A 20,393-nucleotide genomic window follows, 5' to 3' on the forward strand; every position below is an offset into this window, starting at 1 on the left:
CCCGCCACGACCCAGGAGCCACCGTGTTCAAAGCAGCGTCCCATGTCCGTGCGCAACTGCGCATCGCCTTCGCCTTCGTGATCGTCATCTCCTTCCTGTCCACCGCCGTCGCGATCTGGCGCCTGCAGGTGCTGGCGCAGGAAAGCGAAGCGCTGACCCAGCGCCCGCTGGTCAAGGAGCGCCTGATCTCGCAGTGGCTGCTCAACCTGTCGGTGTCGGCCAAGCGCACCTCGGCGGTGGCGCGTTCCAGCGATCCGGAGCTGGCCAAGGTCTTTGCGCTGGAGAGCACCGAATCGAGCCAACGCACCAACGCTCTGCAGGAGAAGGTGGGCACGCTGCTCGCCACCCCGGCGGAAAAGGCCTTGTTCGATACCGTCGTCGAGGCGAGAAGCCGTTACATTGCAAGCCGCGACCGCGTGATGCAGCTCAAGTCCGGCGGCAGCGCCGAGCAGGCGATGACGGTGTACGAGCGCGAGTTTCTGCCCAGTACCCAGCAATACCTGGACAAGGTCTCCGAGCTGCAGGCCCTGCAGCACCGCAGCATCGATACCGCAACCCGTGACGTGCTGGCCAGCGCCGGCGACAGCACCAGCATGCTGGTGCTGCTGTGCGGGCTGACGCTGGCGGGCAGCCTGGGCGCCTCCGCCCTGTTCTCGCGTTCCCTGTTCCGCCGCCTGGGCGGCGAACCGGCGGAAGCGGCGCGCATTGCCAACGAAATCGCCGCCGGCAACCTGGACGTGCGGGTCGCGCTGCGCCAGGGGGATGACAGCAGCCTGCTGCATGCCCTGCAGCGCATGCGCGACAGCCTGGCCGACATCGTCGGCAAGGTGCGCGAAGGCACGGTCACCATCGCCTCGTCGGTGGACGCGATGGCCAGCGAAGCGCAAGACCTGTCGCGCCGCACCGAGAGCCAGGCCGCCGCGCTGGAACAGACCGCCTCGTCGATGAACGAGCTGGCGCATGCGGTCGGGCACAGCGCCGCCAATGCCGAAGAAGCCAACGGGCTGGCGCTGGCGGCATCGAAAGTGGCGCAGCAAGGCGGCGACATGGTGGGGCAATTGGTCGACACCATGGGTGCGATCAACGAATCCTCGGCGCGCATCGTCGACATCATCGGCGTCATCGACGGCATCGCCTTCCAGACCAATATCCTGGCGCTCAACGCCGCGGTGGAAGCGGCGCGCGCCGGCGAGCAGGGGCGCGGCTTTGCCGTGGTGGCCGGCGAAGTGCGCTCGCTGGCCCAACGCTCGGCAGCCGCGGCCAAGGAAATCAAGGAACTGATCGACGACTCGACCCGGCGCGTCTCCAGCGGCGCCGACCTGGCCGGCCGCGCCGGCACCACCATGACCGGCATCGTCGAGAGCATCGGCCGCGTGACCGCGATCATGGGGGAGATCGTCCACTCGAGCCACGAACAGGCCAGCGGCATCCAGCAGGTGCACGGCGCGGTGGCGGACATGGACAGCGTCACCCAGCAGAATGCCACCCTGGTGGAGGAATCGGCCGCCGCCACCGAATCGATGAAGGAGCAGGCCGCAGGCCTGGCCCAGCTGGTCTCGGTGTTCCGGCTGGCGGACAAGCCGGCGCGGAGTGCGGCGCGCCTGAAGGCGCCCGTCCCTGCCAAGGCAGGCGCCGTGGCGCCGGGCAGCGCCAAGGTGGATACCAACATGGATGCCAAGCCCGCTCCCAAGGCGGCCCGGGCCGTGAAACCCGACATGCCGGCCACGCCAGCCAGGCGCGTCAAACCTGCTCCACGCCGTGCCTCGGCCGCTGCCGCAGGCACGTCCAGCGCCGAAGAGGCCTGGGAAGAGTTCTGATATTTCAAGGGACCGCCCCAGGGCGGCCCTGCCCTCCCCTTTACCGCCATTGCTTGCCGGGCATTTCTGAAGCAACATAGGACTTTTCCCTGAAGCGAGTCGCGCATGAACCTGCCTTCCCACCAGCTGTCGATGACGGTCCTGATGACGCCGGACACGGCGAATTTTTCCGGTAACGTCCACGGCGGCACCATCCTCAAGCTGCTCGATCAGGTGGCCTATGCCTGCGCCAGCCGCTACGCCGGCCGCTACGTCGTGACGATGAGCGTCGACCAGGTGAGCTTTCGCCAGCCGATTCACGTCGGCGAGCTGGTGACCTTCCTCGCCTCGGTGAACTATGCGGGCCGCAGCTCGATGGAGATCGGCATCAAGGTGATCGCCGAGGACATCCGCTCGCAGGCGGTGCGTCATGTGAACAGCTGCTTCTTCACGATGGTCGCGGTCGGCGACGACCGCAAGCCGGTGGCGGTGCCGCAGCTGACGCCGTCGACGCCGGAAGAAGAGCGCCGCTTCGAGGAAGCCAAGGGCCGCAAGGAAGCGCGCCTGGAGCTCGAACGCCAGCACGCCGCGCGCGCCGCCGCGCGCATTTAGTCTCCGGCATGGCGTGCGGCCAGGTGCGGCCTGGGCGGCTACCATAGGCGCTCAACCATTCCAGGAAACGATATGAAAGCTGCCCTGCTCGCACCGCTGGCATTGCTGTTCGCCGTCCAGGCCCAGGCTGCCGGCGCGGGACCGGCGGATGCCAAGCCGCTTGCCACCGTTGCCTCGCTCGACCTCAAGCGCTACATGGGAACCTGGTACGAAATCGCCAAATTCCCGAACGCATTCCAGAAAAAATGCATCGGCTTCACGAGCGCGACGTATAGCGCGCGCGACGACGGGCGGGTCGATGTAGTCAACCGCTGCCGCCTCGCGGACGGCAAAGACAATGTGGCGACCGGCGTCGCACGCCAGCCCGGCGGCCCCACCTCGCCGAAGCTGGAAGTGCGCTTCGCACCCGCCATTTTCTCGTTCCTGCCGGTGGTCTGGGGCGACTACTGGGTGATCGACCTGGACGCGAACTACCAACTCGCGGCGATCAGCGAGCCGAAGCGCGAATACCTGTGGATCCTGTCGCGCACGCCCAAGGTCGATCCCGCTGCCTACGACGCGCTGCTGGGAAGACTGGCAGTCCAGGGGCTGGACATGAAGCGGCTGGAGCCCACCAAGCAAGCGGATTAACAACCGTGTCATCTCGATGCGCCCATTTTGGCGGGGCTGCTACCGCCGCGTTTCCCGGTGTGCTAGAATGCGAGCCCTTGGCCTGGTAGCTCAGTTGGTAGAGCAGAGGATTGAAAATCCTTGTGTCGGTGGTTCGATTCCGCCCCGGGCCACCAAGAACATCCCTCACGCAACGCCCACTCATGCAAGTGGGCGTTGTCGTTTGGGGTACACGCAGTCCCGGTGTCTCCGGTCTATCTCCGGTAGGTTAGACATGCTGTCTCGCGCAGGGCATCCTGCCAAGTTCGTGCATGCGCCAGCGTAAGGGCCGCAGCGCGACGTGCGGCACCTAGAGTGGCAGTAATATAGCGTTCAAGCTCTGCATGCCGCCCTTGGGCAATCCGTATATGCATGACTTCCATGCTGCCTGTGATTGCAGCCAAAAGGTTATTGAAATCGTGCTATTGCCCCGCCGGAGCACGACATTGAACAGAAAGGCCGAGCACTCTGTCCTGCTCGGCGCGGCCGCAGCGGTTGTCCCGAACACAGACCGAAAATGAGCTGAGGCGGCGCTGTTGTTCCTAACGAACGCAGTCGTTGTGGCCGCCGCGATATGCTTGCAGCATACGCACACCCGTGCGCTGGGAGGATCGATCATGCATCACATTCGTCGCGGCACCGGCAAGCCTTTGCTGCTGATTCATGGCCTTGGCGGCCATTGGCAGAGCTGGAAGCCCATCATGGCTGACCTCGCGACGAGCCGCGAAGTAATCGCGGTGGACCTGCCCGGCTTTGGTCAGACCCCGAGGCTGGCTGGAGAAACCTCGATCCGCACCCTGGCGAACGAGACCGCCGCCTTCCTCCATGCCCATGGCTTGAGCGGCATCGATGCAGTCGGCAGCTCGATGGGTGCGCGGCTGGTGCTGGAGCTGGCGCGACGCGGCGGGATCGTGGGCGGCGTGGTAGCGCTTAATCCAGGCGGTTTCTGGCAGGGATGGGAGCGTCATGCGTTCTTCAGCTCGATCTACCTGTCGATCCGGCTGCTGCGGCTGCTCCGCCCGGTATTGCCGGCGGTCTGCGCCAACCCGCTTGGTCGCGCCTTGTTGCTGGCACAATTTTCTGCCCGGCCGACAAAGCTGGCGTCAGACACTGTGAGCGATGAATTGTGCAGCTATGTGGCCTCGTCGGCTTTCGATGAACTGCTCGCACAGCTCGCCTACGGTGAAGAGCAACAAGGGGCTCCGCGCAACAGCATCGCGCATCCGCTCGTTATTGGTTGGGGACGGCGTGATCGGGTCTGCTTTCCGCGCCAGGCCAAGCGCGCGCTGGCCTTGTTTCCGGATGCGCAACTGCACTGGTTCGATCGCTGTGGACATTTTCCGCACTGGGATGCTCCGGCGGAGACCGCGCAGCTGATCCTGAGCACCCTTGCCAGTGAGCGCGGCAATGCTGCAGCCGGGCTCTTACACGCGGGCTGCGGGGACCGTCCTGAACAATTTTCAAGCCTGCAGCCACATTCCACCGGCCTGGCCTGGTAGCCCATTCGATAGCGCCGCGGATTGAAAATCCTTGTGTCGGTGGTTCGATTCCGCCCCGGGCCACCAAGAATCCAGCAGTACCGCAGAACGCCACCTTTGGGTACCTTTGGGTGGCGTTTTAGTTTTGCGGCTTGTCTTCTTCTCGTCCGCCGACCTCGTCCTTGCTGGCGACGCTGCATCCGGGCACGGCGCGGGTGGACAGCCACTGCAAGGATGCCGGCGCTACAATCGTCCCCATGAAAATGCGCAAGAAATCCGAGCTTCCGGTGAAGATCTGCGCCCAATGCACCCTTCCCTTCAGCTGGCGCAAGAAATGGGAGCGGGACTGGGACCAGGTCAGGTATTGCTCTGAACGCTGCCGGCGCAGCGCCCGGCAGGCAAAGGACGTGGCAGGCGGTTGATGGCGCGCCGGAAAGCAAAACGGCCTGAACCGGCCGGGGCAGTCCACTGTGCCGCCTGACGGCCTTGCGGGTCAGGGCCAGCGCCATGAGGGTCGATAGTTCGATTGCGCCCCGGGCCTTCAAGAACGAAAAGCGCCAACCCTCGGTTGGCACTATCGTTTCTAAAAACAAGTGCTCTCAATCGCGCCGGCGCGTCCCGGCCTGGATGGCCGGCCCCTGGGCAGCCGGGCAGGCATGCGCGGCGACAGGTGGCCGGGCGCGTCCGCTTGCGGCTTCGATGAAGGCCGGCTTGCGCAAGTCCGCCAGCGAGAACCACAGCTTGCTACGTTCGACCGGCAGGGAGGGAGCGCGTGCGAAATTCGGCAGATCGATGATACGGCGCCCTGCCAGGCCGGCGGCGGCAATCTGCGCCGCGAAATAACTATAGAAAAGCTGGTCGAAGGAACCGTCGGCCACGGCGCTCTCCAGGCCGCGCCGCACGTCCGCAGCCAGGCGCGTATTGCGGCGGTTGACGAAAAAATAGGCGTCGGTCGGGTAGCGCAGCGCAATATGCGGTTCGAGCGCCAGGGCTGGATGTTCTTTATGCTCGGCGAATACCTGCTGGACGGCGCGCGGGAAGTAGTCGATCCGCCCCGCTTCGAGCATCTTGAACATGCCCTCGTAGGTCGACGAGACCTCGACCGGCAAGCCGTTGGCGCGCAGGATCGCCGTGTCCGGCCAGTCGTGCCCCTGCCCCGCCACGAATTTCTTCAATTGCCCGGCTTCACGCACGGCGGCGAACTGGTGCAATCGCTCCTTGCGTACCAGCGCGATGCGCCAGCCGAGCACGCCCTTGGTGAGCGGCACCGGCACGCCCAGCAAGGCAGCTTCGCGCTCCGGCGATGTCATCGTGATCATGATGTCGAGCTTGCCGGAATCGCGCCCGAGTTCGTGCACGGCGCGCGCCTGTTTCATGCTTTGTTCGCTATAGATCAGCGTATGGCAGACCCCGGCTTTTGCGAACGCCAGTTTCAGCAGCGCGACCCCATACGGATCACGCTCGGTATCGGCCCATTCCGGACGTAGGTAGGTGTAGGTGGCGGCGGCGCCGGGCAGCGTGCACAGGCAAAGGACGCTCGACAGTAGCATGGAGACAAGTCGGGGCATGTTTGGCGGCAAAGGCGGGCGTGCCAGGGATCTGACACCCGTGTTGACAAGCTGCATGCTAGCATGCGCTCACCCTGGGATACAGCGGGCGTCTACTGTTGCGTTGCCACGAAGCCCCCCCCCACCCGGCTTGGTGGTAATTTTTGTTGGAGTGCCTGGAACCCGATAGCTCAGCTGGTAGAGCAGAAGATTGAACATCCTTGTATCGGTGGTTCGATTCCGCCCCGGGCCACCAAGAATAGTAGCAAACAAAAACGCCAACCCATTCAGGTTGGCGTTTTTGTTTCCGGAACCTAAAGTCCGCGTGTCAACCCTCATTCTTTTCTTTCCCTGAATTCAGCATCAATCACCGTCTCATCGATGCGCTTGGAAGGGTTGCGGCCAGTGAATTTGAAAACAGACGATAACATTCGGTCGAATACCACTCGTCTCAACCACGGGTAGGTGAGAAGAAAAGCCGTAGCGAAACCTGTGAACAGTGCAGGCACATGGTCGCCTCGCCACAGAAAGTGCAACAGGCACAGTGCGAGGATGCTCACAATTAACGGTCGACGGGCAGGTTTAGGTAACAGGCCAACAATGCGCAGCTTACCTTTGCTTATCCAGGGAAATCTTGCAAAAAGACCGCCAAGCAGTAGTCCTGCGATGACCCGGCCCGTGCCGAGATAATCCGCCAGAACCCCGACGACAAGGAAACCGGTGTAGGTCATCGTGCTGGCCAACGCTGCCAGCAGTGATAACGCAACAGCGAGCGTTAGCTTTGGCGTACGTATCGCCGCTCTGACTAAAAAACCTAGGATGTGTGTACTCCTGAAAATGGACGCCGGAAGGCTATCGCAAATTCTAACAGCACTCGCCTGTGAAGGCTGCTCAAGCATTACCAAGGGGATCGCACATCCTAGTGCCGGTGTTTCGATTCCGCCCCGGGCCACCGGGAATTCAGCAGCAAGGTAAAACGCCAACCCATGCAGGTTGGCGTTGCCGTTTCTGGCACGTGGATCAACGCGGCGCGTCTAGATCGTACCCTGCCTGCCCCCGGTCTTGCCCGGGATGACGACGCTCTCCAGATCATCGTTCTCATGCTGGAACAAGGCGGAGGAAGTCTGGAAGGGCGCCTTCTTGCGCTGGCATCCAGCTTGTTTGCATTGCTCGCCGTATTTCAATTCTATGTAGGCGGGACAATTCTTGTAGTCATGATCAACGCAGGGCATAGTGCCTCCCAAAATGTCGGTGGCTTACGAGGCTGTTTCAATCTTCAGATTACACCACCGGCCGAAGGTTTGCCTAAAAATAGCGCACCCGTCCTACACATTCGAGCCGGCTCGACCACCACGGCACAGTTCCTAGTTACCGCCCTGCGCCTGCGCCATCTCAAGCGCCGGCAAGGTCACTGTCAGGAACGAGGACACCTGGCCGACCAGGTCGGCGGCCTGCTGGCGCACCTGCCCCATCTGCATTACCGACAGCTCGGCCTGGCGCACTGCCTGCTGGATCAGCGTGCGGCGCTGCACGAGCGCGTCGAACAAGGTCGCATCCAGCGCGCCGCCGGCGAGTTTCGCCACCACGGCCAGCGCAGCCGCTTGCAAGGCCAGGTTCTGCGCCGACTCTTCCAGGTTGCGCGTGGCGACTTCGCTGTCTACCATGAGCTGCAGCAGCTCCCCACGGCTCGAGGCCAGCGCCGGCTTGAACCCGGCAGGCGATGCCGTGCGGCGGAACAGCTTGCCGAATACGCCCGTTGGCCCCCTGGTGCTGTCGAGCGCGGCCTCGAGCAGCGCAGGCACCCCCATCTGTGCGAACTTCAGCACCAGCTCGGTCACGGGCTGGAGCAGCGCGGCCTGCTCCATCAGGGGCTGTTGCCCCCACTCCGTGACCAGCGTCAGCTTGACCGGCAGGAGACGGCGAAACAGCGCGGCCAGGCGCTGCTCAGCGTGCGCGAACAAAGCGGGATAATCGGTGCAGGCGATTGCCAGCGCATCGCGCACCGCCGGGTGGTCTTCGCTCTCGAACAGCGCGCGGGCCACGGACTTCGCGGCCGCGCCAGGCGCCGGCGCGGCGGGAAGCTCGTCGAAGGACAGGGGCTTGGGCGGGCTGCTGCGGGCAGGCTCCGCTGCGGCCCCCTGCGCGTCGCCGAAGTCGAGCGCCTGCGGCGCAGCCGGACGCGTCGCCGAATCGGGGACAGGCTCCGGTTCCGCGCCGAAATCGAATGCCTTGGGTGTCTGGTGGGTCATCGGCACCTTGCCATCGTGGGCAGCGCTTCGACTGGAGGGCAGCCGCGCCCGGCCGTCCTCAGACGGTGCCGCCGAGCTTGCGGATGAAGGTCGCCAGGTTCAGCTTGAAGCCGGCGCCGACGGCATGGAAGCGCCATTCGCCATCCTTGCGGTACAGCGAGCCAAACTGCAGCGCGGTCTTGTCCGAATAGTCTTCGTCCAGGTCGTATTCGGCGAGTACTTCGCCGGTCTCGTCGTTGTACACCTTGACGTAGGCATCGGTGACACGGCCGAAGGTCTGCTTGCGCGCCTCGGCCTCGTGGATGGTGACCACGATCGGCATTTCCATGACTTCTGCCTCGACCTTGCCCAGGTCGACGGTGATGACTTCGTCGTCGCCATCCTTGTCGCCCGTGCGGTTGTCGCCGGAGTGCACGACGGCGCCATCCGGGGAGGTGGTGTGGTTGTAGTAAACGAAGTGGGCGTTGCTGAGCATGACCGGGTGGTCGCTCGCATCTTTCTTGCACAGGAATACCGACGAGTCGAGGTCGAAGGCCTGGCCTTCGGCCGCGTTGACCTTCCATCCGAGTCCGATACGAACACGCTTCAAGCCCGGAGCAGATTTTTCGAGATTGATGCGGTGGCCAGTTTCGAGCGTCGTCGACATGATGTTCCTTGTAGTGAGAATGGTATTTTCGCTGGAATGCGCGCCCGCAGCAATGGGCGCGCTCCCTGCTCAGGCCCCGCCTGGTGAAAAGCGTTCGATCAGCTCGCGCTCGAGTTGCTGCAGTTTCGGCAGCTCGTCCCTGCGGCGCTGCTGGCCTTCGTTCGAGATCTGTTCGAGCTTGTCGAAAGCGGTGATGAGCTGGGTCTGGACGTGCTGGGCCGTTTCCAGGCTGACCAGGGAACGCTGCTTGGCGCGGGCCACCGTCTCGGTATTTTCCAGCAGCATATCGGCCTGGGCGCGGAAGGCCGCGTCGGTGGCGTCGTAGGCCGCGTTGGCGACGGCCGCGCTCTGTTTGGCCTCGAGCTGCAGCAGGTAGAGCGAGAACACGTTGCGCCAGGCCGGGATCGACACGTTGACGATGTCGGTGAAGGTGTCGGTCAGGGCCCGGGCATTGTCCTGCGACAGGCGGATCTGCGGCACCATTTGCGTGGCCATCAGCATGGCGCGGCGCAAATCGTCGATGCGCTTTTCCAGGCGCTCGAGACGGCGCTTGAGCTCGGTGGCCTGCTGCGCCTCGAAGGCATTGGCCGGCGCGGCCTGCTGCGCCACCGCCTGCCTGAGTTGCTCGGCCCAGGCTTCGCCCTTCTTCACGTCGGCATCCAGGCCCTGGTAGTACATTTCCAGGCCTTTGTACATCTCGTCGAAATCCTGGATGCGTCCCCGGTGCACGTTGGCATGGCGCGTCATTTCCGACACCAGGGTGTCCATGCGCGACTCGACCACCTGGTACTGCGACAGCATCTTTTCCTTGACCGAGCCGAACATGTTCGTGACCCGCGACAGCAGGCCGCCGGAGCGCAGCTTGGCCGGGTCCAGGCCCTTGGAGGTGGCGATCAGTTCGTTCAGCTGCGTGCCGAACACGTCCGCATCCGACGCACGCACGGTGCCGAGCAGCTTGGCCGACACCTTGGCCACACCGGCGCCCGTATTGCCGCCCAGGGCCTCGATGGCCTTGTCGTCGATACCGGAGATATCGACACGGACCAGTGGGGCCGCGTTCGCCTCTGGACGCAATGCAGGCAGCGCGTCAGGCATGCCGGCAGGATTGAGCAAGGGCGCCAGCGTGGGCGCGGGCGCCGCGGGTGCTGCGTTCGCTTCTTCGTCGGAGGAGAACAGCGGTTTCATAACTTTCCTTCAGGTTGAAGTGACAACATGAATAGCTTACCACTGGACAATCCGGCTGCGCGAGTATCGCTCTTGCGCGCCATTGGCTGTTCGTTCAGTATAACCAATCCACGCCGCCCATTTCATGTGTCAGGAGCTCTTGATGTCATCTGCGCGCCTCGTCGTCCTGACGCTACTGGCGCTCAGCGCATTTGCGGGAAACTCGCTGCTGTGCAGGGCCGCCTTATCCCGTACGCATATCGACGCCGCCAGTTTCACGACCGTGCGCCTGCTGGCGGGCGCGCTCATGCTGTGGGTGCTGCTCAGGTTGCGCGGCGGCCCCAACCCCGGCAAGGGAAACTGGTTGTCCGCGCTGGCCTTGTTCGCCTATGCGGCCGGTTTTTCCTTTTCCTATATTCACCTGTCTGCCGCCGCCGGGGCGCTGATCCTGTTCGGCGCCGTCCAGGCAACGATGATCGCCTATGGACTCTGGTCGGGCGAGCGCCTGCGTCCCGTCCAGCTGCTGGGCTTGCTGCTCGCGGGCGCCGGCCTGCTCGGCCTGTTGCTGCCCGGCCTGTCCGCGCCGCCGCTGGCAAGCGCCTTGCTCATGCTGGGCGCCGGCATGGCCTGGGGCATCTACTCGGTGCGCGGCAAGGGCGCCGGGGATGCCCTCACGGTCACTGCGGGCAATTTCTTGCGTGCGGCACCGATGGCGCTGGGGGTGAGCCTCGTGCTGTTGCGCAGCGCCTCGTACGACCCGGCCGGGGCCTGGTATGCCTTGCTGTCCGGCGCGCTCACTTCGGGCCTCGGCTATGCCATCTGGTACACGGCACTGCCTTTCCTGAAGTCGACCACGGCAGCGGCAGTGCAACTGGGCCTTCCCTCGATTGCGGCGCTGGGCGGCGTTGCCTTCCTGGACGAGCCGCTCACGCTGCGGCTGCTTGCCGCATCGATCGCGATCATCGGCGGTATCGCGCTTGTGGTCCTGGCCGGCAAGCTCCGGCCCGCCGACGCTCCCGCACCCCGCGCATGATCCGTCCGTACCCTCTCCGCTTGCATGTGGGCCCCGCCTCCCTATGATGAAGAGAGGCTTTCCACCAACCATACCGGAGGTGTGCGATGAATACGCTGGCGAATGGGCAATTCGATGCGCTGAAAAATGTCATCCGAGGAACGATCCTGCAAGCGCAGGATCCGGGCTATGACGCGGCCCGCACCGTCTGGAACGCGATGATCGACCGGCGTCCGGCCATCATCGTGCGCTGCGCCGGCACGGCGGACGTGCGCGCCGCCGTGGCCTACGCGCGCGACCACCAGCTGCCCCTGGCCGTGCGCGGCGGCGGTCACAACATCGCCGGCAGCGCGCTGTGCGATGACGGACTGGTGATCGACTTGTCAAGCATGAAATCGGTTCAGGTCGATCCACAGCGGCGCCGCGCCTGGGTCGAAGGCGGGGCCACCTTGCGCGACTTCGACCACGAAGCGCAGGCCTACGGGCTGGCCACGCCCCTGGGCATCAATTCCACCACCGGCGTGGCGGGGCTGACGCTGGGCGGGGGTTTCGGCTGGCTCAGCCGCACGCTGGGCCTGGCGGCCGACAACCTGCTGTCGGCCGAGATGGTCACGGCCGACGCGCAGCGCCTGCAGGTGAGCGCGGCGGATCACCCCGACCTGTTCTGGGCTATCCGTGGTGGCGGCGGCAATTTCGGCGTGGTCACCCGCTTCGAATTCCAGCTGCACCCGGTGGGTCCGGAGATCACGGCCGGGCTGATCGTGTTCCCGTTCGACCAGGCCCGGACAGTCTTGACGCATTACCGCGATGCCGTCGATGCCATGCCTGCCGACCTGACGGTCTGGGCCGTCCTGCGCAAGGCGCCTCCCCTTCCCTTCCTGGCGCCGCAGGTGCATGGGCAGGAGGTGCTGGTGCTGCCGGTGTTCTCGCCGGGGCCGGCCGCGGACGCGAATGCGGCAATCGAGCGCATCAGCCATTGGGGCGAACCGCTGGGCATGCATGCCGGTCCCATGCCGTATGCGGCCTGGCAGCAGATCTTCGATCCCCTCTTGATGCCGGGTGCGCGCAACTACTGGAAATCGCATAATTTTGCCCGGCTGAGCGACCAGGCCATCGAGGTCGTCCTGCGCTATGCCGCCAATTTACCTACTTCGCAGTGCGAGATCTTCCTCGGATTGCTGGGCGCGCAAGCGAGCGTGCCGGCGCCGCAAGCGACGGCCTATCCACACCGCGACGCCTTGTATGTGATGAACGTACACACACGCTGGGACGACGCGGCCGACGATGCGCTCGGCATTGCCTGGGCCCGTGATTTCTTCAGGGATGCCGCGCCGTTTGCGAGCGGGGGCGTGTACGTCAATTTCATGCCCCAGGATGAAAGCGAACGCACGCCCGATGCCTACGGCGCGAACTACGAGCGACTGGCGCAGATCAAGATGCAATACGATCCCGATAACCTGTTCCGCGCCAACCAGAACATCCGCCCCGCCACGGGCGCCGCCGCCTGACGGGGCTGCCCTGCGGCTGCGGCTGCGCCGGGCAGCCGGCGCCGGACGCGCTCGACTGCCCGGCCGAGCCGGACCCTGTCCTGCGCGACGCTCGCATCGCATTCCCGATCAATGTTTCGCGATAACTTCGAAACGCCGTCGATTGCAAAGGTGTGCAGCGGATCGAACGATCGGTGTACGCTTCTCTTCAAACAAGGAGAATCTCGCTCTCGCGTACCTGCGACGTGCATCCTCCAGCATGCGAACAAATGCTCATGGCCTGAACTGCTCGATGGTCATCGGTCCGCGGTTCATGGCGATAGCAACTCCGACTATTTTTCAATTGTCTGGAAGGAACCGCCATGTTCGACGACATCATTTCTACCCTGGAGCAGAAATTCGGACTGGGAACGCATGCCCGCTCGTTCGTACAAATGCTGCTTGCGAAAATAAGCGATCCCAAGCACGGCGGTTTCGCCGGATTCATCCAGCGCCTGCGCGACGGCGGCATGGGGCCAACAGTGGATGCATGGAGCACTTCGCCGAACGCCGCCGCGCCAGTCTCGGCTCCCGAGCTCGAACGCGCAGTCGGCGACCCCAACCTGGTATCGGACATGACATCGCGGTTTGGCATCGACCGGACCAAGGCGAGCGCGGCGCTTGGCTACGCGATCCCGGCCATCGTGTCGCATGTGGCCAAGGGCGGCGTGCTGCCGTCCGCCCTGCCGGCCGAGGCCGAGTCCTTTATCGGCAACCGTGGTGCATGGGCGTCAGCTGCTCCGGTAGCGGCTTCCCAGGCGGGGGCCGTGCAAGCGCCCGCCAGGAATTGGCTGCCCTGGGCTGCGGTGGCGCTGATTGCACTGCTCACGCTCGGCTACTGCAGCACGCAAAAACGCAGCGAGCCGGTTGACACCACGGCGGCACCCGCTGTCGTCGCGCCTCCCGCGGCCACACCAGAAGCGCCGGCCCTTGTCCCGGATATCGTGGTGGTCGAGCCGGAAGGCGCCGCCGTCATCGCCGCTGTGGCCGACGGCGTGCCGGTGCTGAAGGTGTATTTCGATACGGCGAAAACCGAGGTATCGAACGAGTTCCAGGACAAGTCAGCGGCGACCATCGCCTACATGAACGCAAACCCTGGCAAGACGGCGGTCATTTCGGGTTTCAACGACCCGACGGGTGATCCCGCTGCCAATGCCAAACTGGCAAAAGCCCGCGCCGAAGCGGTGCAGCAGAAGCTTGTCGCCGCCGGCATCGCGAAGGAACGCACCCTGCTCGAAAAGCCGGCCGAGACGACCGGCACCGCGCCGACCAATGCGGCATCGCGCCGGGTCGATGTCATGATGCGCTAGGGTCCAACTGGCCAAGTCAGGCGGCGCTAATGCATCACGTGACACATGTAGGGTGGTCGGCTCTGCCGGCCGCGCGTTCAACCAGATCATGCGTCGCCACAGTGCATGCCAGAGTTGAACGGCGGTCGAAGGGTCCTACCACCCTACGAACATTCACCGCTCCACACATGGCGTAAGTCATGTAGACCTTCATCTACTGGCGCCATTCCCAGACCGCCCGGTCGCAGGCAAAATAAATCGCGTACGATTTAATCGAAAGCGCTTGACATCGTGTTTTGCGTGGCTATACTACGTCCATCGATTGAGATTCAGTCGCATACGATTCATCTAACCACACCAAGGAGCAGTCCATGAGCACCATTCAGAAAGTTCTGTTGACCGGCAAATCCCGCACCACTTCCGCCGACGGCGGCGTCCTCGCCGGCAAGCACGATGGCAACCTGAACATCAACCTGTCCGCGCCCCGTATTTCCGCTGCGCCCGCATATGCGTTTGAAGCCATCCAGCCGCATCCGACCGCCGAGCAGCTGTTCGCCGGCGCCTGGTCGGCCTGCTACATCGCCGCAGTGGGCCTCGTCGCCAAGGAAAAACAGGTCACGCTGCCAGCAGATACCGCCGTGGACATCGAAGTGGATCTTGGCCTGGGCGGCAGCGCCTACTTCATCCAGGCCAGGCTCAGCCTGGTCGTGCCCGGCCTCGACCACGCACTTGCCACCGAGATAGCCCACGCGGCCGACGCCATCTGCCCGTACTCCAAAGCCACGCGCGGCAATATCGACGTGGCCCTGGGAGTCACGACGGCCTGATAACCGCGACAAGGGTGCGCGCCCGCGCGCACCCTCGCCGTCAGGCAGACGCGCAATTCAACTGATCCGATTCAATCGGATCCGCGTGGTAAAGTGGGCATCATTCTGGATCGGACGAACCACCATGAGCAAAGCAAAGACAACCCCCAAGGCTGACGACCTGAAGCTGACGGATTTCCTGTGCTTCGCCATCTATTCGGCCAACCTCAGCTTTGGCAAGGCCTATAAACCCATCCTCGATGCGCTGGGGTTGACGTACACCCAGTACATCACCGTGATCGCACTCTACGAAGAAGGCAACCAGACGGTGGGCGGGCTGGGCGAGAAGCTGTTCCTGGAATCGAACACGCTCACGCCCATCCTGAAAAAACTGGAAGCCATGGGATATGTCACCCGCCAGCGCGACAGCGCCGACGAGCGCCAGGTGCTGGTCGGCCTGACCGCGGAGGGCCGGGCCCTGCGCGAAAAAGTCAATGCCGCCGCCTTGTCCGAGGCCTGCGGACTGAGCCTGGACGAGTTCGCCGGCACGCGCGACGCCGTACTCAAGTTGCGCGACAACCTGGCCAGGTCACTCAAGAAATAGATCCCGGTTGGCGCCACACCTGCCCCCAGGCATCGGCGACCATTGCGAACGACGAAGTCCGCGAAAGCATGCCAAGCTAGCGCGGTATGCCCATCCACGCCTTCAATCACCCACGCACAAGGAGCGCAACATGAACATCCTGATGGTCCTGACCTCGCACGCGCAACTCGGCGACACCGGCAAGAAAACCGGCTTCTGGCTGGAAGAATTCGCCGCCCCCTACTATGCGCTGCAGGAAGCCGGCGCCACCCTCACGGTCGTGTCGCCATTGGGCGGCCAACCGCCCCTCGATCCGAAAAGCGACGAAGCGGATGCGCAGACGGAAGCGACCAAGCGCTTCAAGGCAGACCCACAAGCCCAGGCAGTGCTGGCCACTACCGGCAAGCTGGCCGAGGTGTCGGCAAGCGATTTCGATGCCGTATTCTATCCAGGAGGCCATGGCCCGCTGTGGGACCTGGCGGAAGACCGCTCGTCCATTGCACTGATCGAACAGATGATCGCAGCGGGAAAACCGGTGGCGGCCGTATGCCATGCGCCCGGTGTGCTGCGCCACGCCAAGGGCCCGGACGGCAAGCCGCTGGTGGAGGGCAAGAAGGTCACCGGCTTCACCAATACCGAAGAAGAAGCGGTCGGTCTGACCCGCATCGTGCCCTTCCTTGTGGAAGACATGCTCAAGCAAAACGGCGGCATCTATAGCAAGCTGGGAGACTGGCAGGCCTATGCCGTCACCGACGGCCTGCTGGTGACCGGGCAGAACCCGGCCTCGTCGGAAGCCGCGGCCAAGGCACTGCTCAAGCTGCTGGGTTGAAGGATGCCACCGGAGTACGGGAACGACGATCCTGTACTCCCCGCGAAGCGGCTTGCGCCAGGTGCTCGATACACAGGTCGCCGGCTTCGAATGGCCTTGTCGTATACCCGCTCAGGCGCACTTCGATCCGTTCGATGACCTGCTGCACGTCGGCGGGCGGCACTGGCGGGCTGAAGAAGTATCCCTGGCCAACATGGCAGCAAGGGGCGAGCAGCCAGTTCATCTGCTCCCTGGTTTCCACCCCCTTCGGCCACGACGGTCATCGTTAGTTGCGCTCGGCTGCCGACTTGTCGCGCGCCGCGCGGAACTCCGAATCGACCGACCAGTTCGGCCAGGTCTTGGCATTGGCCAGGTCCAGGCCCAGCGAATACAGGAGTCCGAGGTCGCGCGCCATGCCGGTGAAGATCCAGCTCGGGTCGAATTCATCGGCAGGCTGGTGGTAGGCCTTGGTCGTATAGTCGTCCTCGGCCGCCTGGCCGGCCTTGTCTCCACCGTCGATCCAGTTCTTGCCGGAACCGAAGGAAATCGCCGGCACACCGCGTTTTGCAAACGGGAAATGGTCGGAGCGGAAGAAGTAGCCCGCTTCCGGCTTCGGATCCGGCGAGTAGCTGATGTTCGCCGCCTTGGCCTTGGCGACCAGCTGGTCGAGCAGGTCCAGCTTGGCATTGCCCGAGATGTTGAAGTCGCGCGAAGGACCGCGCGGGTTCAGCGCATCCATGTTGATGAGGCCGACCGTCGTCGCCAGCGGGTAGACCGGGTTCGACGCGTAGTATTCCGACCCAAGCAGGCCCTTCTCTTCCGCCGTCACGGCCAGGAACACGACGCTGCGCTGCGGCGCCGGCGCCTTGCCATAGGCACGCGCCAGTTCCAGCAAGGCGGCAATGCCGGTCGCGTTGTCGACGGCGCCGTTGTAGATCTTGTCGCCCTTCGCGTCGGGCTGGCCGACGCCGAGGTGATCCCAGTGGCCGCTATACATCACGTATTGCTTGGGCAGCTTGCTGCCTTCGCGGATCGCCAACACGTTCTTCGACTTGATCACCTGCGCATCGACCGCATAATTGGCAGACAGTGTGACGCCCTTGAGCTCCACCGGCTTGAAAGTCCGTGCCTGCGCTTGCTTCTTGGCGGCGTCGAAATCCAGGCCCGCCGCCTTGAACATGCTGGCGGCCAGGTCGCGCTGGATCCAGGCTTCCATTGGGGCATGGGCCTTGCGCGGCTCCTTGCGCACGATGTCGTACATCACGTTGGTGTTCGAATTCTTCACCGTCGGCCAGCCGTAGGATGCCGGCGCCGACTCGTGCACGATGATCGTGCCGAGCGCGCCGCGGCGTGCCATTTCCTCGAACTTATAGGTCCAGCGGCCGTAATAGGTCATAGCCTTGCCGCCGAACTCGCCCTGGCCGGTCTCGAAGTCCGGGTCGTTGATCAGCACCACGGCCAGCTTGCCCTTCAGGTCCATGCCCTTGAAGTCGTCCCACTTGCGCTCGGGGGCGGTGACGCCGTAGCCGACGAAGACCAGGGGCGCCTTCTTGAAATCGACCTGTTTCGCGCCGCTCATCGATGCGCGCACTGCCATGTGCTCGCCCTGGACCAGCTGGCGGCTGCCCTTGGCATCAAACAGGGTCAGCTGGACCGGGCCCTTGATCTCGAAACGGCCGAGCGGCACGTCCTGGGTCCAGCTGCGCTTGCCCCCTTGAAGGTCGCCGCCGGGGGTCAAACCGGCCGCCTTGAATTGTTCGACCAGGTAATTGACGGTTTTGGTCTCGCCGGCGGTGTTCGGGCCGCGGCCTTCGAACTCGTCCGAGGACAGGACCTTGACATCCCGCGACAGCCGTTGCGGGTCGAATACCGGTGTTTCAGCGGCCTGGGCGCACGCGCCCACCAGGCCCAACAGCACGAAGCTAAGGTTTTTCAATCTGGCTCTCCATCGTGTGAACATAGCAGGAAGGCCACATTATCACAGGCGCGGCCAGGATTCATGCCGCTCGACATCGCTTCCCGCGCCGTCCTTCACCTCAGACTTTCTTGAGCGCGTCCGCCTTGTGCGCCGCTTCGGCGCCTGTCTTGTCGCTGACGACCAGGTATTCCGGATTGTCGGGCGAGGCCGCGACATGGTGCCCCTTGATGTCGGTGGGCGAGGTCAGCTTCTTCTTGATGGTGCCGTGCACGGTGCCCTGGGATGAATGCCACTGCACCTTGTCGCCGGCCTTGAATGGGTCCGTCATGATGGGGTCTCCGGAGTAAGCAGCTTGTACGCGCCTGCCCTCCTCGAAGGAAGAGCCGGCCAGGCCCTCATTTGACCATATAAGCCCATCGCGTCCTGCACGCTACGGAACGCCGCCACCCACGCGATGGCGGCATCCTGACCAGACGCTATTCCAGCACGATGCTGCCCGTGCTCAGCCGGCTGCCCGTTGCACTGGCAGGAGTGCACCGGCCCGGCATTGGAGCTCGCCACGATCGCGCCGCCGTCGTTGATGGCGATGGCATTGTCCAGTACCAGTCCGGGCGGCGCATTGCGCAGGCGCTCGTTCAGGTAATGCGCTGAGCGGATCGGCGCCCAGGTTGACGACGCGGTGTGTTCTTTCTTCTTCCCTGCAAGCCATTGCACAGCGCCAAAGAAAAGGCCTGGCATCAGCCAGGCCCTTCATTACCGTCCGTTCCTGCAGGCCTGCTTACGCGGCCTTGCCCGGCAGCGGCAAGCCTTCAGCCAGCACCAGCCTTTCCATCGCGCCCTCCAGCACCATGCGTGCCCGGCCCGCGGCCAGTCCGAGCTCGTGGTGCAGACGCGCGTCTTCCTGGTTGCGCGATGCGCACTGGGCGCTGTAGCGCTCGAAGCTGCCGACCATCATCAGGATGTCCGACAGGTGGCGCGGGCATTCGCACGACAGGCGGTTGCCGGCGGCGATGATGGTCGCCAGCATCTCGTCGTCGAAGCGGCGCGGCGCGATCTGCTCACCAGGCTGTACGGGCGCCGGCAGACCCTGCCCCGCCATCGCCGAGCGGCACAGCAGCACCAGCTCGCCGATCTCGGCCGGCACGCGCGCCACCAGGCAGCCCTGCTCGCGCAGCGCGCGGATCGTGGCGCTGCCACAGAAACGGTACAGCACCACCACTGCCGCCGCCCGCGTGAGGTCGCGCGCCGTCGCGATTTGCGGGACCGACTCCTCGTTCAGCTCGGACGCTTCGATCAGCAGCACGTCCAGGCTCAGGCCGTCCACGACCGCCGCCACTCCCTCGAGCCGGGCGCAGTGGCGCTGCACCTGGAGCGCACGGCCGTCACGGCCGCTGGCCGCGATGCGGCGCACCAGGCTGTCGCCAACCACCAGGGTACGCATCGGACCGCTGACAACGGCCGCGCGCGAGGCATCCGGCGCGATCATTTCCTCAAGACGCTCCACCGGCAGGTCGGTCAGCACGCCGATCGGGTGGCCCAGGTCGACCAGCTGCTTGAGCAGGCCAAGACGGCGCACCTGCTCGGCCGTATATAGCCGTTGCCCGTGCGGCGAGCGCTGGGTATCGGACAGAGCATAGCGCCGCTCCCACACCCGCAAGGTTTCCACCGGCAGGCCGGCAAGCCGCGCCGCCACGCCGCTGCGGTAAGTCACTTGCCGCAGTCCATCTTGCTTCTCATCCGTTTTATTGACCATATGACCCGCCGTTGAACCTGTATTTGAAATGTATGTCCCGTGACAAACCCGAGACATTAAGGAGTGTAGCGCAAAAATATGCCGAATATGAGTACAAACACGATTCGTGCGCTGCAGCCAGGCAAGAAAAAGCCACCCGAAGGTTAATGCCAGTCATTTAAGGCATTGACCAGCCGGCGATTTGAGCTAAAACGGATTCACGTGCAACGTGAATCCGTTTTTTATTATGGCCTTCCAACTTGACCTGGACTATGCGGCTGAGCTGGCACCGCATGAGTTCGAGCGTTTCGCCAGCCTGATCGATCCGGCCTGGATCGACGAAGCCCTGCAACAGACCGGAACCGTGTCGCTGCGCCGGCGGCGCCTGCCGGCCGAGCGCATGGTCTGGCTGGTCATCGGCCTGGCCCTGTTTCGTAATGAACCGATCTGGCACATCGTCCAGCAACTCGATTTGGCCGATGGGCCGATGTCCAGTACGCCCGTGCCCAGTGCCGCAGTGGCTGGCCGTGAACGCTTGGGTGAAGCGCCGATGGCATGGCTGTTCGAACGGTTGGCAAG

General features: G+C 64.1%; 23 protein-coding genes and 2 tRNA genes. 14 read left to right on the top strand and 11 right to left on the bottom strand.

The window, feature by feature from the left end:
- The first annotated feature begins 23 nt into the window (after positions 1 to 23).
- The 6 genes from AC56K1_RS21805 to AC56K1_RS21830 all read left to right on the top strand — a co-directional run bounded on the left by AC56K1_RS21805 (position 24) and on the right by AC56K1_RS21830 (position 4,621).
- Entirely contained in the window at positions 24 to 1,817 is a 1,794-nt protein-coding gene (locus AC56K1_RS21805; RefSeq protein WP_497159876.1) for a methyl-accepting chemotaxis protein, read from the top strand.
- A gap of 105 nt (positions 1,818 to 1,922) precedes the next feature.
- Positions 1,923 to 2,408 carry an acyl-CoA thioesterase gene (locus tag AC56K1_RS21810; RefSeq protein WP_497159877.1) on the top strand — a complete coding sequence of 162 codons (486 nt, stop codon included), beginning with the start codon at positions 1,923 to 1,925 and terminating at the stop codon, positions 2,406 to 2,408.
- Positions 2,409 to 2,480: 72 nt separating this feature from the next.
- Complete coding sequence (locus AC56K1_RS21815) at positions 2,481 to 3,038, top strand: lipocalin family protein (protein ID WP_497159878.1); 558 nt, start codon at positions 2,481 to 2,483, stop codon at positions 3,036 to 3,038.
- Positions 3,039 to 3,117: 79 nt separating this feature from the next.
- Positions 3,118 to 3,193: transfer RNA gene (locus AC56K1_RS21820), tRNA-Phe, on the top strand.
- Between the two features lie 480 nt (positions 3,194 to 3,673).
- The gene (locus AC56K1_RS21825; protein WP_497159879.1) at positions 3,674 to 4,555 is read left to right on the top strand and encodes an alpha/beta fold hydrolase; all 882 of its coding nucleotides are present in this window, start codon (positions 3,674 to 3,676) and stop codon (positions 4,553 to 4,555) included.
- A tRNA-Phe gene (locus AC56K1_RS21830) sits at positions 4,546 to 4,621 on the top strand. The genes AC56K1_RS21825 and AC56K1_RS21830 overlap by 10 nt, the downstream gene beginning before the upstream one ends.
- Before the next feature lie 52 nt (positions 4,622 to 4,673).
- Here AC56K1_RS21830 and AC56K1_RS21835 read toward each other — a convergent pair.
- Entirely contained in the window at positions 4,674 to 4,865 is a 192-nt protein-coding gene (locus AC56K1_RS21835) for a hypothetical protein (protein WP_497159899.1), read from the bottom strand.
- Here AC56K1_RS21835 and AC56K1_RS21840 point away from each other — a divergent pair.
- Positions 4,798 to 4,956 carry a DUF2256 domain-containing protein gene (locus AC56K1_RS21840; protein WP_497159898.1) on the top strand — a complete coding sequence of 53 codons (159 nt, stop codon included), beginning with the start codon at positions 4,798 to 4,800 and terminating at the stop codon, positions 4,954 to 4,956. The two genes, AC56K1_RS21835 and AC56K1_RS21840, sit on opposite strands and share 68 nt — an antisense overlap.
- Before the next feature lie 177 nt (positions 4,957 to 5,133).
- Here the strand turns inward: AC56K1_RS21840 and AC56K1_RS21845 are convergent, their stop codons facing one another.
- From AC56K1_RS21845 to AC56K1_RS21865, 5 genes are all read right to left on the bottom strand, one after another.
- The gene (locus AC56K1_RS21845) at positions 5,134 to 6,084 is read right to left on the bottom strand and encodes a substrate-binding periplasmic protein (protein ID WP_497159880.1); all 951 of its coding nucleotides are present in this window, start codon (positions 6,082 to 6,084) and stop codon (positions 5,134 to 5,136) included.
- Positions 6,085 to 6,416: 332 nt separating this feature from the next.
- Positions 6,417 to 6,812, bottom strand: coding sequence for a hypothetical protein (locus AC56K1_RS21850; protein WP_497159881.1), 396 nt, complete (start codon positions 6,810 to 6,812; stop codon positions 6,417 to 6,419).
- Between the two features lie 633 nt (positions 6,813 to 7,445).
- Positions 7,446 to 8,330, bottom strand: a complete 885-nt coding sequence (locus tag AC56K1_RS21855; protein WP_497159882.1) for a hypothetical protein — start codon at positions 8,328 to 8,330, stop codon at positions 7,446 to 7,448.
- 58 nt (positions 8,331 to 8,388) lie between these two features.
- The gene (locus AC56K1_RS21860; RefSeq protein WP_497159883.1) at positions 8,389 to 8,976 is read right to left on the bottom strand and encodes a TerD family protein; all 588 of its coding nucleotides are present in this window, start codon (positions 8,974 to 8,976) and stop codon (positions 8,389 to 8,391) included.
- A 69-nt stretch (positions 8,977 to 9,045) separates the two neighbouring features.
- Positions 9,046 to 10,161, bottom strand: a complete 1,116-nt coding sequence (locus tag AC56K1_RS21865) for a toxic anion resistance protein (RefSeq protein ID WP_497159884.1) — start codon at positions 10,159 to 10,161, stop codon at positions 9,046 to 9,048.
- 142 nt (positions 10,162 to 10,303) lie between these two features.
- Here AC56K1_RS21865 and AC56K1_RS21870 point away from each other — a divergent pair, with 142 nt between their 5' ends.
- The 6 genes from AC56K1_RS21870 to AC56K1_RS21895 all read left to right on the top strand — a co-directional run bounded on the left by AC56K1_RS21870 (position 10,304) and on the right by AC56K1_RS21895 (position 16,185).
- On the top strand, positions 10,304 to 11,173 hold the full coding sequence (locus AC56K1_RS21870; protein ID WP_497159885.1) for a DMT family transporter: 870 nt from the start codon (positions 10,304 to 10,306) through the stop codon (positions 11,171 to 11,173).
- Positions 11,174 to 11,259: 86 nt separating this feature from the next.
- Entirely contained in the window at positions 11,260 to 12,660 is a 1,401-nt protein-coding gene (locus tag AC56K1_RS21875; RefSeq protein WP_497159886.1) for an FAD-binding oxidoreductase, read from the top strand.
- A 341-nt stretch (positions 12,661 to 13,001) separates the two neighbouring features.
- Entirely contained in the window at positions 13,002 to 13,988 is a 987-nt protein-coding gene (locus AC56K1_RS21880) for an OmpA family protein (RefSeq protein ID WP_497159887.1), read from the top strand.
- A gap of 350 nt (positions 13,989 to 14,338) precedes the next feature.
- The gene (locus AC56K1_RS21885; RefSeq protein WP_497159888.1) at positions 14,339 to 14,794 is read left to right on the top strand and encodes an Ohr family peroxiredoxin; all 456 of its coding nucleotides are present in this window, start codon (positions 14,339 to 14,341) and stop codon (positions 14,792 to 14,794) included.
- 124 nt (positions 14,795 to 14,918) lie between these two features.
- The gene (locus AC56K1_RS21890) at positions 14,919 to 15,377 is read left to right on the top strand and encodes a MarR family winged helix-turn-helix transcriptional regulator (protein ID WP_497159889.1); all 459 of its coding nucleotides are present in this window, start codon (positions 14,919 to 14,921) and stop codon (positions 15,375 to 15,377) included.
- A gap of 130 nt (positions 15,378 to 15,507) precedes the next feature.
- The gene (locus AC56K1_RS21895) at positions 15,508 to 16,185 is read left to right on the top strand and encodes a type 1 glutamine amidotransferase domain-containing protein (RefSeq protein ID WP_497159890.1); all 678 of its coding nucleotides are present in this window, start codon (positions 15,508 to 15,510) and stop codon (positions 16,183 to 16,185) included.
- Here AC56K1_RS21895 and AC56K1_RS21900 read toward each other — a convergent pair.
- The 5 genes from AC56K1_RS21900 to AC56K1_RS21920 form a co-directional block, all read right to left on the bottom strand.
- Complete coding sequence (locus AC56K1_RS21900) at positions 16,169 to 16,408, bottom strand: hypothetical protein (protein WP_497159891.1); 240 nt, start codon at positions 16,406 to 16,408, stop codon at positions 16,169 to 16,171. The two genes, AC56K1_RS21895 and AC56K1_RS21900, sit on opposite strands and share 17 nt — an antisense overlap.
- Before the next feature lie 42 nt (positions 16,409 to 16,450).
- Positions 16,451 to 18,100, bottom strand: coding sequence for a M28 family metallopeptidase (locus tag AC56K1_RS21905; RefSeq protein ID WP_497159892.1), 1,650 nt, complete (start codon positions 18,098 to 18,100; stop codon positions 16,451 to 16,453).
- Between the two features lie 100 nt (positions 18,101 to 18,200).
- On the bottom strand, positions 18,201 to 18,410 hold the full coding sequence (locus tag AC56K1_RS21910) for a hypervirulence associated TUDOR domain-containing protein (protein WP_497159893.1): 210 nt from the start codon (positions 18,408 to 18,410) through the stop codon (positions 18,201 to 18,203).
- Positions 18,407 to 18,820 (bottom strand): hypothetical protein, encoded by a 414-nt coding sequence (locus AC56K1_RS21915; RefSeq protein WP_497159894.1) that lies wholly within the window; start codon positions 18,818 to 18,820, stop codon positions 18,407 to 18,409. The genes AC56K1_RS21910 and AC56K1_RS21915 overlap by 4 nt, the downstream gene beginning before the upstream one ends.
- Positions 18,821 to 18,860: 40 nt before the next feature.
- A complete protein-coding gene (locus AC56K1_RS21920; protein WP_497159895.1) occupies positions 18,861 to 19,793 on the bottom strand; it encodes a MerR family transcriptional regulator in 933 nt (310 codons plus the stop codon).
- Between the two features lie 250 nt (positions 19,794 to 20,043).
- Between AC56K1_RS21920 and AC56K1_RS21925 the strand changes: the two genes are divergently transcribed.
- The coding region (locus AC56K1_RS21925) for a transposase domain-containing protein (protein ID WP_497159896.1) at positions 20,044 to 20,393 on the top strand (350 nt) is incomplete at its 3' end.

This window comes from Telluria sp. ZB4P37 (genome assembly GCF_059685855.1).

Bases quoted from the DNA above. Each gene is read 5' to 3' on its own strand.
- AC56K1_RS21810 (WP_497159877.1), top strand. From the start codon at position 1,923: ATGAACCTGCCTTCCCACCAGCTGTCGATGACGGTCCTGATGACGCCG.
- AC56K1_RS21815 (WP_497159878.1), top strand. From the start codon at position 2,481: ATGAAAGCTGCCCTGCTCGCACCGCTGGCATTGCTGTTCGCCGTCCAG.
- AC56K1_RS21825 (WP_497159879.1), top strand. From the start codon at position 3,674: ATGCATCACATTCGTCGCGGCACCGGCAAGCCTTTGCTGCTGATTCAT.
- AC56K1_RS21840 (WP_497159898.1), top strand. From the start codon at position 4,798: ATGCGCAAGAAATCCGAGCTTCCGGTGAAGATCTGCGCCCAATGCACC.
- AC56K1_RS21845 (WP_497159880.1), bottom strand. From the start codon at position 6,084: ATGCTACTGTCGAGCGTCCTTTGCCTGTGCACGCTGCCCGGCGCCGCC.
- AC56K1_RS21850 (WP_497159881.1), bottom strand. From the start codon at position 6,812: ATGACCTACACCGGTTTCCTTGTCGTCGGGGTTCTGGCGGATTATCTC.
- AC56K1_RS21855 (WP_497159882.1), bottom strand. From the start codon at position 8,330: ATGACCCACCAGACACCCAAGGCATTCGATTTCGGCGCGGAACCGGAG.
- AC56K1_RS21860 (WP_497159883.1), bottom strand. From the start codon at position 8,976: ATGTCGACGACGCTCGAAACTGGCCACCGCATCAATCTCGAAAAATCT.
- AC56K1_RS21865 (WP_497159884.1), bottom strand. From the start codon at position 10,161: ATGAAACCGCTGTTCTCCTCCGACGAAGAAGCGAACGCAGCACCCGCG.
- AC56K1_RS21870 (WP_497159885.1), top strand. From the start codon at position 10,304: ATGTCATCTGCGCGCCTCGTCGTCCTGACGCTACTGGCGCTCAGCGCA.
- AC56K1_RS21875 (WP_497159886.1), top strand. From the start codon at position 11,260: ATGAATACGCTGGCGAATGGGCAATTCGATGCGCTGAAAAATGTCATC.
- AC56K1_RS21880 (WP_497159887.1), top strand. From the start codon at position 13,002: ATGTTCGACGACATCATTTCTACCCTGGAGCAGAAATTCGGACTGGGA.
- AC56K1_RS21885 (WP_497159888.1), top strand. From the start codon at position 14,339: ATGAGCACCATTCAGAAAGTTCTGTTGACCGGCAAATCCCGCACCACT.
- AC56K1_RS21890 (WP_497159889.1), top strand. From the start codon at position 14,919: ATGAGCAAAGCAAAGACAACCCCCAAGGCTGACGACCTGAAGCTGACG.
- AC56K1_RS21895 (WP_497159890.1), top strand. From the start codon at position 15,508: ATGAACATCCTGATGGTCCTGACCTCGCACGCGCAACTCGGCGACACC.
- AC56K1_RS21900 (WP_497159891.1), bottom strand. From the start codon at position 16,408: ATGAACTGGCTGCTCGCCCCTTGCTGCCATGTTGGCCAGGGATACTTC.
- AC56K1_RS21910 (WP_497159893.1), bottom strand. From the start codon at position 18,410: ATGACGGACCCATTCAAGGCCGGCGACAAGGTGCAGTGGCATTCATCC.
- AC56K1_RS21915 (WP_497159894.1), bottom strand. From the start codon at position 18,820: ATGCCAGGCCTTTTCTTTGGCGCTGTGCAATGGCTTGCAGGGAAGAAG.